Raw genomic sequence first — 13,206 nt, 5'->3', positions numbered from 1 at the left:
CGGACAGTGCGGTACGTCGGATGAGACATGAAGGAGACACGGTGGCGGGCGAGTCCCCCGACAAGTCGGATCAGCGGAAGTCGTCGGGGGAGGCGTCTCCTGACGAACGCGACCCGAGACTCGCGGTCTTCCGTGAATCGGCCTCGTCCGGGGCGGACGGAGCCGCCGGGGACGACGGGTCGGACTCCGGCTCCCGGGGGTCGGTAAAGGTTGCGACCGCAAATCGCACCAAGGATTCCGAGGCGGAGTCCGAGGACGGCCCGGCGGAGGCCGAGGGGTCCGGGGAGGCGGACGGCGACCGCATAACGGCGGTGCCGGAGCAGCCGGATTCCGAGCAGCCGGATTCAGGGCGCCCGAAGACGGAGCGCCCGAAGACCGACGACCGGACGATGACGCTGAAGAGCGACGGCGAGGCACCGTCCTGGGCGAGGCCGGAGACCACGGCCGAACCGGAGCCCGAGAAGGCGGAGAAGGCCGAGGGACCCGAGAAGTCCGCGGCCAAGTCCGCGGCCGGGACCGGCTCGACCGGCTCCCCGGGCCGGAACACGCCCCCCGCCGAGGACGCGAAGGAGTCCGCGAACGCCAAGGGCTCCGAGGAGCCGAAGGCCGCCGGGGCGCCCCAGGAGCCCAAGAGCCCCCAAGGGGCCGAGGGTTCCGAGGAGCCCGAGGCACCGAAGGAGCGGCCGGAGAAGCCCCAGGGCCGCACGGAAGCCAAGGGTTCGAAGGACTCCAAGGACTCCAAGGGCACTGAGGCGGAGTCCGGGAAGCCCGAGGCGGAGTCCAAGCCGGTCGACCAGGCCACCGCCGTCTTCAGGACCCTCCCGAAGCCCGCCACCGACCAGCCCACCACCGCGCTCAAGCTGCCGAAGTCGACCGGCGCCGCCGAGGACGACGGGGACGCGAAGAAGGGCGAGACCCAGGCCGAGCGGACGAGTACGTTCGTCCCGCTGCGCCGCGACGACCGTCCCGCCCCGCCCGCCGAGCCCGCCGCGTCCAAGGCCGCCCCCGCGCCGTCGGCCACCCGGGCCCCCGCGCCGTCGGCCGCCCCGGCCCCCGCGCCGTCGTCCGCGCCGTCCGGGATCCCCGAGGCCGAGCGGACCCGGCAGCAGCCGATGCCGCCGATGCCGCCGCTCGACCTGCTCGCCGAGCTGACCAACAAGCCGGCCCCGCCCGAGACCCCGGTCCGTACCGCGGTCCGCCGGGTCAAGATCTGGACGCCGCTGGTACTGCTCGCGGTGGTCGTCTTCGCGATCGTCCAGGCGGTACGGCCGATCCCCGCCCCGACGCTCTCGCTCACCGCGGAGTCCACGTACGCCTTCGAGGGCGACAAGCCGGCGCTGCCGTGGCCCGACCACGGGCAGGGCGTCATGTCGGTGGCGGGGCTCGGGGTCGTGGACTCGTTCGGCGAGCAGAAGCCGGTGCCGATCGCCTCCGTGACCAAGTCGATGACGGCCTACATCATCATGCGGGACCACCCGATGAAGGTGGGCCAGGACGGTGCGAAGATCCCGGTCGACGCCCTGGCGGAGAAGGAGGGCGGCTACGACGAGTCCGGCAACGAGTCGACGCTGAACACGATCAAGGAGGGCGACAAGCTCTCCCAGAAGGACGCGCTCAGCGCGCTCATGATCCCGTCGGCGAACAACGTGGCGCGGCTGCTCGCGCGCTGGGACGCCGGTTCGCAGGACGCGTTCGTCAAGAAGATGAACGACGCGGCCAAGGAACTCGGGATGAAGGACACGACGTACACCGACCCGTCGGGTCTGGACGCGACGACCGTCTCCACCGCGGCCGACCAGGTGAAGCTGGGGCTGGAGCTGGTGAAGATGCCGGGCCTGATGGTGATCACCCAACTGCCCTCGTGGACCGACCCGTCCGGCAAGACGTGGCCCAACTGGAACACCCTGGTGCCCTACAACGGCGCCATCGGGATAAAGACCGGTACCACCACCAAGGCCGGCGGCAACCTGCTCTTCGCCGCCACCAAGGACGTCGACGGCACGAAGCAGTACGTCGTCGGCGCCGTCCTCAGCCAGCAGGGCCCCTCGATCATCGACGCGGTCAACGCGGCGAGCAAGAAGGTGCTGATCCCGACCCGCGAACTGCTGGTGTCGAAGACCGTGGTGAAGAAGGGGCAGACCGTCGGCTACGTCGACGACGGACTCGGCGGCTCGACGCCCGTCGTCGCCACGGCGGACCTGAAGGCGGCCGGCTGGCCGAGCCTGAAGATCTCCGTCGCGCTGACGGATGACGGCAGGACGATCCCGGAGACGGCCACGGCGGGCACGGTGGTCGGCCACCTGACCGTCGGATCCGGTCCCGGCCAGGTGAGCGCCCCGGTCGCCCTCCAGAGCGACAAGGCCGAGCCCGGCTTCGGCGCGAAGGTGACCCGCGTCGGCTGACCCCGCCGTAACCGAGTGAACGCCGGTGGCCCCGGAGCGCGCGACGCTCCGGGGCCACCGCTCGTACGGTCTCTCGTTCGGGTCAGAAGCCCCCGTGCGAGCCATACGTGCTAGCGTCGCGAAACGGACATCCGCTGGGCACCGCCCCGTCATCCGCGCAGTCGGTCCGTCCGGGCAACTGGGCGCCGCGGGTTCGGCGTCCTGGAAGACGCGGGCGTCCTGCGGGATGCCGGGGGTCGGCACGCCGCGCTTCGGGTGGTGACGCGGAGACGGCGCGACGCGGCGAACACGGTGACGCGGAGTCGCGGAGTCGGTGCGACACGGAGACGGTGGGACGGGAAGACGTGGAGAGCCGTAGTGACGACCGCTGAGCCCACGCGCGCCGACAGCGGCGACGCCACCGGGGTGCCCGCCGCCAGGGCGCGAATAGATCCTTCCGCGGGACGCACCGCCGAGCCGTCACCGGCACCGGGGGAGGGGCCCGGAAACGGACGGTTCCCGGCCCTCCGGGAGCGCGTGCGGCGCCACCCCGTCCTGTTCACCACCCTCGTCGCCGCGACCGTCCACGTCCTCTGGTTCTTCTTCTTCGCGAACAGCGGCGGAGACATCGCCGCCCAGGACGCCTGGGCCGAGTTCGTCGGCCGTCACCCCGACTCCGCCTACAACCTCGCCTGGTACGGCGGGATGCACCCCGTCTCGTACAGCGTCGTCTCGCCCTACCTGATGTCGGTCCTCGGCGTCCGTTCGACCATGATGGTCGCCGGGACGGTCTCCGCGGCCCTGACCGCGCTGATCCTCGTCCGCGTCCCGGCCGTCCGTAACCCCGTCGCGTGCGCGCTCGCCGGGGTGTTCGCGTTCCTGTGCAACGCGCTGTCCGGGCGCGTCACCTTCGGCCTCGGCATCATGTTCGCGCTCGGCGCCGTCGCCGCCGTCTTCTGCTGGCCCCACCGCTGGCGCCGCAAGCGGTGGCTCAAGGGCGTCGCCGCCGCACCGCTCGCCGCGCTCGCCACCGCCGCCAGTCCGGTGGCCGGGCTGTTCCTCGGGGTCGTGGCCGCCGCGCTCTTCCTCAACAAGCGGCGCCCCGGCGCGTACGCGCTCGGCCTCGCCCCGGCCGTGGTCGTGGCCCTCTCGGCCTGGCTGTTCCCGTTCTCCGGCACGCAGCCGATGTCGGTCGGTACGGCGTCGCTGCCCTTCGTCTTCTCCGTCCTCACCTTCGTCCTGGTCCCGGGCGAGTGGCGTACGGTCCGGGTCGCCACGGCCGTCTACGGCGCCGGTGTGCTGCTCACGTACGTGATCGACTCGCAGATCGGCTCCAACGTCTCCCGGTTCGCGATGATCGTCGGCGGGGTGGTGCTGCTCGCCGCCCTGCCGTACACCGCGCCGCGCACCCGCCGCTGGTACGCGCTGGTCGTCGCCTTCGCCGGGCTGAACTTCTGGATCGGCTTCAAGGGCGTCGACGACATCGTGCGGACGGCCCCCACCGCCTCCTGGGCGCGCGAGCTGGCGCCGCTGGTCAACCAGTTGCAGCGCAGGGGCGCGGAGACGGGCCGGGTCGAGGTCGTGCCCGCCAGCAGCCACCGCGAGTCGTCCGCGCTCACCCCGTACGTCAACCTCGCGCGCGGCTGGAACCGGCAGGCCGACATGGAGCGCAACCCGCTCTTCTACGACGACACCCTGACGGCGACGACCTACCGGGACTGGCTCGACCGCTGGGCCGTGCACTACGTGGTGCTGCCCGAGGGCCGGTTCGACGACGGCGCCGCCCTGGAGGCGGAGCTGGTCCAGAAGGGCCTGCCGTACCTCGAACGCCTGTGGGGCGACGACAACTGGCAGCTCTTCGCCGTCCAGGACCCGACACCGCTGGCCGACCCGCCCGCGACCGTCGACCGGGCGGCGGCGGAAGAGGTGACGATCCAGGTGAAGTCGGCCGGACGGGTGCTGATCCGGATCCCGTACTCGCCGTGGCTCGCGCTGGTCGACGAGGACGGCAAGCGGGTGCTGCCGCCGCAGGAGACGGCCGCGTCCAGGAACGCCGAGGACGAGGGCGTCCCGAAGTCCTACACCAACCCCAACGGCTGCCTGCTCAAGGCCGAGCCGAACGTGGACGGCGACGAGTGGACGGAACTGCTCGCGCCGCGCGCCGGGGTCTACCGGCTGGCGGCGCCGTACAAGCTGCCGCGCGGGACGGGCTGCCCGGAGGAACTGCGCTGAGCCCATGAGAACGGGGCCGCACCCCTGAAGAGGGTGCGGCCCCGTCGACGTGTCCGCGCAGCCGTACCGGCCGCTCGCGGACGTGCGTCAGAGGCGCTTGGCCGCCCGCAGCAGCGCCGCGTAGAAGCCGTTGCCGTCCAGGCGCGAGGTGCCGCCCTGGTCGCCCATCGTCGGGCCGTTGACCTCTTTGCGGCTGGAGATGAAGATCTGGTGGCCGTCGGTGTCGTTGCCCAGGTACAGGCCGACGTGGTCCATCCGGTCCTTGGTCCGCCGGTCCATCTTGAAGAACACCAGGTCGCCCGGCTGGAGCTTGCTGGTGGACTCCGGTCGCGTGTACCAGGGCGAGGGGCCGCCCAGCTTGTAGATGTCCACGCCGACGTCCGAGCGCGTCATGCCGTTGGCGGTGCGCGGCAGACCGTCGCCGACCCCGTCGGCCACCATCAGCGGGTAGCGGGCCCGGTAGCCGAAGATCGTCCGGATGTAGCCCGAGCAGTCGATCGCGCGGTAACGCGCCTTCTGCGGCTCCTTGGTGGTGCCGTCGCGGAAGGAGTACGGGATGCCGAGGTAGTCGTAGAAGTCGGACTGCTCCAGACGGTTACCGGGGGAGCTTTCGTCGACCGGACCGAAGTTGGCGTCGCCCGCGTACGGGACACCCTCGTCGTCCTTCTTGAGCGGCGCGCCCTCGATGTACTGGAAGGCGTACGCGAAGATGTCGTCCTCCTCGCTGCCGAAGAACTCCTTGAACCAGTCCTTGAACCACTTCTCCTTCTCGGCGCCCTCCGTCCACGCCTCGGGCATCAGCCGCACCCAGTCCTCCGTGACCACCCGGGACTTGGTGTTGGTCGGCTCGTCGAAGGTGCGGCTGGGGCCGGTGAGGGTCGCGGTGCGCGCGCCGTCGGTGAAGGTGGCGAGGATCTCGCCGTCCTCACCGCGCAGCACCGAGCGCGCCGGGTTCTTCAGCCGCTCCCAGGACTGCTCGCCGGTCGCGGCCTTGGACCCGTTCTGCAGTTTGCCGGGGGCGTCGGTGATCGCCTGGACGGCGGGCGCCTTGGCCTGCTCGTCCTTGCGGAGCTCTACGGTCAGATAGGCGCTGCCGACCAGCAGCGCGAGGACCGTCGTGGCGTGCAGGACCGGACGGCCCCGCTTCTTGGACTTGGCACTCATGACGAATCGGCTCCCGTGGGTGGGCGGGTCAGGCTGACGGCAGGGCGCCGAGCAGAATGCCGGCGGTGAGGACGACGTAGGCCGTGAGCGTGACCGTGCCGGTGGCGAGGATGGTCGCGCCCTTGGGCTGGCGTACGAGCTGGTACGCGATCAGACCCGGGACGATGAAGCCGAGTGTCTGGTTGGCGTACATGAGGGGGAACTCCAGCGACAGCACGATCATCACGGTCCCCTGGAGGAGCACGCCGATCATGACGACCGCGGAGAACAGGCGCTTCCCGTAGAGGATCACGAAGCGCTGGACGAGCAGCGTGCTGACGTACGTCAGCACGGTCACGCCGACGACCATGGCGGCGCGCTGAAGGTCCTCGACGAGGGTCAGCGCCAGCCAGCCGGGGGTGATCATGCCGCCCGGGGAGAGGTTGGTCGTGAGGTAGCAGATCAGGGAGAACATCAGGCCCAGGCCGATGCCGATCGCGGCGATCTCGGGGGTGAGGACTGCGGGGATCAACGGGGTTCTCCTGGGTTCTGCCGCGGGGTCTGGTGGGGCGAGGGGTGTGCGGAGTGCTCGGGGTACCCCTGGTACTCCGGGTGCTCCTGGTGCTCGCCTGAGGAGGTGGGGTGGTCGGGCGGGCCGTTCTGGTCCTGGTGGTCCTGCGCGCCGGGCGGGCCCGGCATCTGGACCGGTTCGAACGCGCCGCGCTCGGGCCGCTGCTGGTAGCGCTGCTCGTACGCCTCCGGGTAGGGGCGGTACGGGTCGATGCGCGGGGCGTAGCGGGGCAGCGCCAGGGTCTCGTCGTGCCGGGGCTGCGCGGTGTGCTGCTCGGTCCGCCGCGCGTCGGCGGGGGCGGGCGGGAGCGCGAGGAGCGGGGCCGGCGCGGGGGCGTTGCCCTGCGCGGGTACGACCGGGACGGCGACGGTGTCGTCGGCGGCCGGGCGGCCCTCGTACCCCTGCTCCTGAGCGACGGACGCGACGGACGCGACGGAGGCGACGGAGGGCGCGGACGGGGCGACGGCGGTGGAGGCGGGGGACGCGGCGGCGGGCGGCGTGCGTACGTCTCCGGTCCCGCCGGTCCCTCCGTCACCCTCCTCCGGGTCCGGGGTCTCGTCCGCCGGCAGCTCCGCCAGGTGCTCCAGCAGCAGTTCGCCCTGGCCGTGGATGTTGCCGATCGCGACGAGCGAGGACTCCGGGCCCAGCATGTCCAGCAGCTCCCGCATGAACTCCTCGGGATCGCGCTTGTCGCCGCCGAGGTCGACCGCGTGCGACCGCCACTCGGCCGGGATCGCGTCGATGGCGCTCTTCGCCGGATGGCCGATGACGAAGACCTTCTCCGGCTGGAGCTCGGGGATGATCTCGCCCATCTGGCCGTTGCGCTCGACGCGGTCGGGACGGCAGTTGATGACCACGTTGAGGGGGCGGGAGATCGCGCCCAGGTCGAGGAGCTGGTTGATGTTCATCAGCGTCGACTCGGGGTCGTTCGCCGCGAAGACGTTCGCGAACCGCAGCCGCTTGTCGTCGGGCGTGAGGTACCGCTCGACGGAGAGGACACCCGGGTCCGGCGGCGCGTCGTACATGCCCTGGAGCGCGGTCTCGCGCTCGACGCCCATCAGCTCGGCGACCTTCAGCGCGATGGCCACGTTCTCCTTGAACGTGAACCAGCTGAAGCCGCGCAGCTCCTCGTCGGAGACGGTCTCGGGGTCCGCGTAGATGAGCTGGCAGTTACGGGCGTCCGCCTCCTCCTGGAGGATGGCGAAACGGTCCTTCTCGGCCGTGACGCAGATGCCGTCCTCCGGCATGGAGCGCGACAGCGAGCGCGCCACGTCGTCCAGGGTCGGGCCCATCTCGGCGAGGTGGTCCTCACGGACGTTGCACAGCACACCGATCGTGGAGCGGATCAGCTTCGACTGGTTGATCTCCTGGAGCGCGGGCATCACGGCCATGCACTCGATGACCAGCGCGTCGGGGTTGTACGCGGCGGCCCGCCGCACGATCCCGATCTGCTCCACCACGTTGGCGATGCCGAACTTGCGGTAGACCGGTTCCTCGGTGGCGTCCGGGTGGATGAAGCGCGCCGCGGTGCCGGTGGTCTTGGCGACCGTGACCAGGTCGCCGCCGCGCAGCGCGCCCGCGCACAGGCGGGTGATGGAGGACTTGCCGCGGATGCCGTTGACCAGCACCCGGGCGGGTATGCGGTTCAGGTTGGTGAAGTGCCGTCGCTGTTCGACGAGTCCCGCGATCAGCAGGATCGCACTGCACACGAGCAGCACGAAGTAGAGGAAGAGCACGGTCGGTCAGTTCCTTCCGGCGAGGGCGGACGGCGCGCCATCGCGCTTGCGTTGCTCCAGGAGCTGCTGGCGCAGCAGTTCCAGGGAGCGGGCGATGGCGCCGACCTCGTCGTGGTGGCGCGGGTAGAGGACGGTGCGGCGGTCGCCGTCGGCCAGCGTCTCGGCCTGCTTGGCCAGGTCACGCAGCGGACGGACGACGATGATGTGCAGCCAGCCCAGGCAGGCGGCGGCGGCGGTGACGCCGAGCAGCCCGGCGAGGACCGTACGGTTCTGCGCGCTGTACTCGGGGATGGCGAGAGCGGAGGCGGGCTGCCAGCTCACGACCGTCCAGCCGAGCGACTTCGCCGCGCCGCCGCCCGCGAAGGGCGCGGCGGCGGCGATCTGGATGCCCCCGCCGCTGCGGTAGAGGACGCTGCTGGGCTTGGCGCTCAGGCCGACCTGCTGGTTGGTGCCCTCGACGAACGAGTCGAGCCGCTTGGACGGCAGCTTCTCGAAGGCCAGGTAGCCGGTGTTCGAGCCGAGGACGCGCCGCTGGGCGTCGACGATCCGCACCTGGCCGAGGCCGGGCCGCTTCAGCAGCGAGTTGAGGAAGTCGACACGGAACTCGCCGACGACGGAGGCCCCGTCCCGGCCGGGCAGCTCGGCGTATCCGGCGATGCGCGGCTCCTTGTCGTCCGTGTCGAGGAGGGCGACGGGCTCCGCACCGGGCTTCTGTCCGGCGGGGTGCTTGGGCGTCTCGCCGGACTTGGCCAGGATCTCGCCGTCGGGGGACAGGACGTACATCGACTCGTAGCGCGGGTGCTCGCGCATGGTCCGCTCAAGGACGGTGGTCATGGCGTCGGGCTCGGTCTTGTCGCCGAGGAGGGTGGCGACGGAGACGATGTCGGCGTGGCCCTCGTTGAGGGCGCGGCGCACCCGGTCGGCGAGGGTGTCGGTGCGCTCGCGCTGGTCGTTGACGATCTGCTGCGGTACGACGACGGAGTCACCGGCGCGGTTGAGCAGCAGCATCATCGGGGCGGACCAGACGAGCAGCAGGATGCCACCGGCGGCGAGGAGGGCGCGGGTGCCGATGCGGCGGCCGCGGCGACGGCGCGGCGCCTTGCCGCCCGGAGCGCCGGAACGGCCGCCGCCGGACGCGGGCGCGTCGTCCGCGGTGGCCTCGGGCGTCTCGCCGAGGAGCTGGCGGCGCAGCCGGTCCAGCGCCTGCCCGAGCCGGCGCGTCTCGCCGAAGCGGGGCACGGTCACGGGCCGGGTCAGGTCGCCGCGGGAGAGGCGGCGGCTCTCCAGGAACAGCCGGATCAGGGGGCGCTGGACCGTACCGAGCAGCAGGGTCACGGCGAGTGCGCCGATGAGGAGCAGCGCGGCGGCCGAGAGCAGGCCGAAGAGCGGGCTGTTCACGCGGCTGGTGTTCTCGGGGACGGTCACGAGGGAGACGACGGAGAGGCCGAGGCTGGTCGCGTCGGTGGACTCGCCGGCCTCGGGCGCGGCCAGCGAGGCGTAACCGGCGATCGGCCGCTCACCGCTGATCCGCGGTCCCGTCATCGTCCCGCTGTTGCCGAGGAAGCCGCCGGAGCCGGGCTCCTTGGACTTGATGGGGTTCTGCTCGGCCTTCTCGGCGCTGCGCTTCGCGAAGGAGCGGAGCTGCTTCTTCGTCTGCTTGACCTCCTCCTCGACCGTGTCGGAGGGGATCTTCTCGGGCGCCGGGATGCCGTCGCTGCTGAGGATCTGGCCGCCCGAGTCGACCACGGCGATCACCCGGAACTTGCCGATGCTGACGCCGGGGAACTTCAGGCTGTTCGAGGTGACCAGGAGCTGCTGCGGCCGGCCCTCCCAGGAGAGCAGGGCGAAGGTGAGCAGCCGGGTCTCGCCGTTCTTGAGCCGGACCATGCGGGGCGCGAGGCCGTCGGCGTCGGCGAGCTTGTCCCGGTCGATCGCGAGGAGCGGTACGTTCTCGCCGCGCGCGGCCAGCAGCTTGCCGGACTTGATCTCGACGACCGCCGAGCCGCGCCACTTCTGGTAGACGCTGCCGAGCTTGTCGAGGACGGTGTCGGCGGAGACCGGGTCGCCCGCGTTGAAGAGGGCGGCCGTCCGGTTGAGGTCCGTGATGGACTCGTCCAGCGAGGCGCGCAGCGCGATGGCGCCGTCCTCCGCGAAGTGCTGCTGAGAGGTGAGTACGGCCTCGGGCAGCGGCTCCCGCTGGGGGTTGCCGAGGCCGAGCGCGGTGAGCGCGGCCAGCGCGAGGAGCAGGGCCGAGAGGGCCGCGATGGGTGGACGAATGCCGCCCAGTAGCGACATGTCAGCCCGTTTGCGGACCTTGTGCCGCCGCTTCGCCGACGAAACGGCCATGCGGGTACCTCTCTCAGAACAGTGCGTGCGGGGACGTGCGGAACATGCGGGCAGGACAGGGCAGAGCGGGGCGCGGTCGCGCGCGGGCGCACGACCGGCCAGGTGAGCGGTGGGGGACGGACGGGGGGCGTGACAGCCCTTCCCCCGTCGCGGTACGAGCCCCCGTCGCGATATGAGGACCGGTCACACTGACGAATGGTTGTGTCTAGTTCGAACGAATATCTGTGTGATCTGTGTTACAGGCGTTGCGCGTGTGGGTAACGGGCCCGGTTCGCGCCCGCGCGGGGCCCGGCCCGAGCCCCGCACGGACGCGGCCCGCCGCGCCACCCGGACGGAACGCGGCCCGCCCGCCCGGTTCACCCCGGCGGGACGCGCCCCGCCCGCCTCGATGACCCGGCGGGACGCCGCCCGCCCGCCTCGATGACCCGTCTCACTCGGGCAGGGCCTGAAGGGGCGTCAGCCCGTCCTTCTCCGCGCCGCGGTTCAGCATCGTGCCTTGTGTACGTTCGAAGGCCAGCCGGTAGCGCGCGAGCTGCTCCTGCGTGTACTTCTTCCCGTCCGCGCCCTTGCCGTCCTTGACCGCCTGCGCCGGGGCCAGCAGCCGGTAGTCCGTGACCGCGCCCGCCGGCAGGGTGTCGGGGTCCTCGTGGTCCTCCGGGTCGGGCGGGGTGTCCACGAACGTCGGCACGTACTGCGCCTTCACGTCCCACTCGCCGCCGCGCTCGGTGAAGGTGAACCAGCCGATGACGCCCTCCTCGGACGTACCGCTGGGCACCTCGTGGCGGGCGACCTGATTGCCCAGACCGTAGGCGAACCAGGTGCCGCCGACCTTCTCCATCGGCTGTACGACATGGGCGTGGTGGCCGATCACCAGGTTGATGCCGGTCTTCTCGGCGATGCGCTTCGCGAGCCTCATCTGCGCGGTGCTGGGCTCCGGCTGGTGCTCGCGCCCCCAGTGGATGCTGAGGATGACGACGTCCGCGCCCGCCTTGCGGGCCGCGCGCTCGGCGGCGGCGATCGCCTTGAAGGAGGTCTTGTTGACCAGCCAGGGCTTGTCGGCGGGCACTTCGTGCTTGACGAAGCCGAAGGCGAAGGAGATCTGCGCGACCTTCACCCCCTTGACGTCCACGATCAGCGGCGTCTCCGCCTCGGCCTGGGTCCTGGCGGAACCGGTGTGCTTCAGACCGGCCGCGTCGAGGGCGTCGAGCGTGCGCTTCACGCCCGCGGGGCCGTGGTCGATCGAGTGGTTCGACGCCGTCGAGCAGGTGTCGTACCCGATGTCCTTGAGCGTGCCGGTGATGTCCGGCGGGATCTGGAAGTTCGGGAAGCCCTCGTACGGGCCGCCCTTCTTCGCGATCACCGGCTCCATGTGACAGATCGCCAGATCCGCCTTGCTGATCACCGGCTGCACGCCCGCCATCAGCGGGCCGAAGTCCAGCGCCTTGTCGCCGCCGCCCGCCGCTTTCGCGTCCTTGGCGGCCTGGTCGATCAGGGGCGGGTGGATCAGTACGTCACCGGCCGCGGCCACCGTGAACGACGGGCCGCCGCCCTTCGCCGCTTCGTCCCCTCCCGCGTCGTCACCCGAACCGAAGGCGGAACATCCCGCGACGGCGGAGGCGAGGGCGAGGATCGCGACCGCGCGCAGCGCGGTACGCGTGGTGCGCAGGGCCGTGCGGGGCACTGCGCGGGACAGGGGGAGGGATCTCTTCACACCGGTATTTTGACCCGCATATGACACGATCTCCGACCGTGAAGATAACAATCATGGCAAGCCTGCTGGTCGCAGCCCTGATCGCGGTGGTTGTGGTGATCGTCACCCCCCTGCTGAGCGGGTCCTCGGACTCGCCCTCCCCGCCCGCCGGAACCGCCGACGACGCCATCGAGGTCGACCTGGAACGCCGCATAGCCGACTTCGCCACGGCCAAGGTGGCGGACGCCCGCTACCTGCCGCCGAACCGCGTCCAGCGCGACACCCTCGCCGAGGGGGTCGCGCTGTACGTGGACGGCAAGCACGAGGCGGCCGAACACCGGCTGGCGGAGGTCGACTTCGGCGTACGGATCCTGCGCGACACCGTACGGACCCCGGTTCCGGCCGGTTCCGCCGCGAGCGACCTGCCCGACGCGACCGACGCGACCGACGTGTCCGCCCCGTCCGACGCGCCCGGCCGCCGGTACGCGGAGATCGCGGACCGGGCGGGCGAGAGCATGCGCGGCTGGGGGCGCGTGTACGTGGCGCTCGACGACCCGGTCCACTTCTCCGTCCAGGTACCGCACCCCGTCGCCGACGCGTACAGCGACCTGCTCGGCGTCGGCATCCTCCGCTCCACGCCCGGCGGCGTGCTGGTGATGGCCGGGACGCACCGTACGGCCGGTGAGGGCAAGTCCGCCGACGTGGCGCACCGCCGTGACACGGTCTTCCACGCCGTCTGCGCGGAACTGGTCGCCCGCCGGCTGCCCGGGATCCAGGTGCACGGATTCGCGGACAGCAGCGCCCCCGACCACGACCTGGTCGTCTCCACGGGCGCGGGTGAGACGGCCCGCCCCGAGGCCGTCACCCTGGCCCGCGCCCTGACCGACGACGGGTTCCGGGTCTGCCGCGCCTGGTCGGCGAAGTGCCCGCTGGCGGGCCGTAAGAACAAGCAGGGCGTCCTCGCGGCGGACAGGGACGTCCCGTTCCTCCACGTGGAGACCAGCCGCACGGTCCGGACGGACCCGTCCCGCATGCGCGCCGCGATCGAGGCGATGGCGGCGACGGCGCGCCGGTGGGCCTAGGCCGAGTCGCGGGTGGATCCAGGGG

General features: G+C 71.7%; 8 protein-coding genes. 3 read left to right on the top strand and 5 right to left on the bottom strand.

The window, feature by feature from the left end; translation table 11 throughout:
* Positions 1–20 precede the first annotated feature (20 nt).
* Together ACFXPL_RS17210 and ACFXPL_RS17205 are read left to right on the top strand one after the other, a co-directional pair.
* A complete protein-coding gene (locus ACFXPL_RS17210; RefSeq protein ID WP_384919353.1) occupies positions 21–2,402 on the top strand; it encodes a D-alanyl-D-alanine carboxypeptidase in 2,382 nt (793 codons plus the stop codon).
* 357 nt (positions 2,403–2,759) lie between these two features.
* Complete coding sequence (locus ACFXPL_RS17205) at positions 2,760–4,613, top strand: MFS transporter (protein WP_384919351.1); 1,854 nt, start codon at positions 2,760–2,762, stop codon at positions 4,611–4,613.
* Between the two features lie 87 nt (positions 4,614–4,700).
* Here the strand turns inward: ACFXPL_RS17205 and ACFXPL_RS17200 are convergent, their stop codons facing one another.
* From ACFXPL_RS17200 to ACFXPL_RS17180, 5 genes are all read right to left on the bottom strand, one after another.
* Positions 4,701–5,777, bottom strand: coding sequence for a C40 family peptidase (locus ACFXPL_RS17200; protein ID WP_384919349.1), 1,077 nt, complete (start codon positions 5,775–5,777; stop codon positions 4,701–4,703).
* A 28-nt stretch (positions 5,778–5,805) separates the two neighbouring features.
* Positions 5,806–6,288, bottom strand: a complete 483-nt coding sequence (locus tag ACFXPL_RS17195; RefSeq protein ID WP_382886346.1) for a poly-gamma-glutamate biosynthesis protein PgsC/CapC — start codon at positions 6,286–6,288, stop codon at positions 5,806–5,808.
* The gene (gene pgsB / locus ACFXPL_RS17190) at positions 6,285–8,063 is read right to left on the bottom strand and encodes a poly-gamma-glutamate synthase PgsB (RefSeq protein ID WP_384919347.1); all 1,779 of its coding nucleotides are present in this window, start codon (positions 8,061–8,063) and stop codon (positions 6,285–6,287) included. Before pgsB ends, ACFXPL_RS17195 begins: the two co-directional genes overlap by 4 nt.
* A 6-nt stretch (positions 8,064–8,069) precedes the next feature.
* On the bottom strand, positions 8,070–10,358 hold the full coding sequence (locus tag ACFXPL_RS17185; protein ID WP_384919344.1) for a HAMP domain-containing protein: 2,289 nt from the start codon (positions 10,356–10,358) through the stop codon (positions 8,070–8,072).
* A gap of 481 nt (positions 10,359–10,839) precedes the next feature.
* Positions 10,840–12,120: a CapA family protein gene (locus ACFXPL_RS17180; RefSeq protein WP_384919341.1), complete on the bottom strand. Its 1,281-nt coding sequence runs from the start codon at positions 12,118–12,120 to the stop codon at positions 10,840–10,842.
* Positions 12,121–12,173: 53 nt separating this feature from the next.
* Between ACFXPL_RS17180 and ACFXPL_RS17175 the strand changes: the two genes are divergently transcribed.
* On the top strand, positions 12,174–13,181 hold the full coding sequence (locus ACFXPL_RS17175; protein WP_384919338.1) for a hypothetical protein: 1,008 nt from the start codon (positions 12,174–12,176) through the stop codon (positions 13,179–13,181).
* Positions 13,182–13,206: the final 25 nt, after the last annotated feature.

Source organism: Streptomyces sp. NPDC059092, from assembly GCF_042756365.1.
Taxonomy (GTDB): Bacteria; Actinomycetota; Actinomycetes; order Streptomycetales; family Streptomycetaceae; genus Streptomyces.
The sequence above is the reverse complement of the archived record's forward strand: the minus strand, read 5'-3'. Positions and strand labels throughout refer to the sequence as shown.

What these genes read in the sequence shown, in the direction of transcription:
- ACFXPL_RS17185 (WP_384919344.1), bottom strand. Translation starts at nt 10,358, where the DNA reads ATGTCGCTACTGGGCGGCATTCGTCCACCCATCGCGGCCCTCTCGGCC.
- ACFXPL_RS17200 (WP_384919349.1), bottom strand. Translation starts at nt 5,777, where the DNA reads ATGAGTGCCAAGTCCAAGAAGCGGGGCCGTCCGGTCCTGCACGCCACG.
- ACFXPL_RS17210 (WP_384919353.1), top strand. Translation starts at nt 21, where the DNA reads ATGAGACATGAAGGAGACACGGTGGCGGGCGAGTCCCCCGACAAGTCG.
- ACFXPL_RS17175 (WP_384919338.1), top strand. Translation starts at nt 12,174, where the DNA reads ATGGCAAGCCTGCTGGTCGCAGCCCTGATCGCGGTGGTTGTGGTGATC.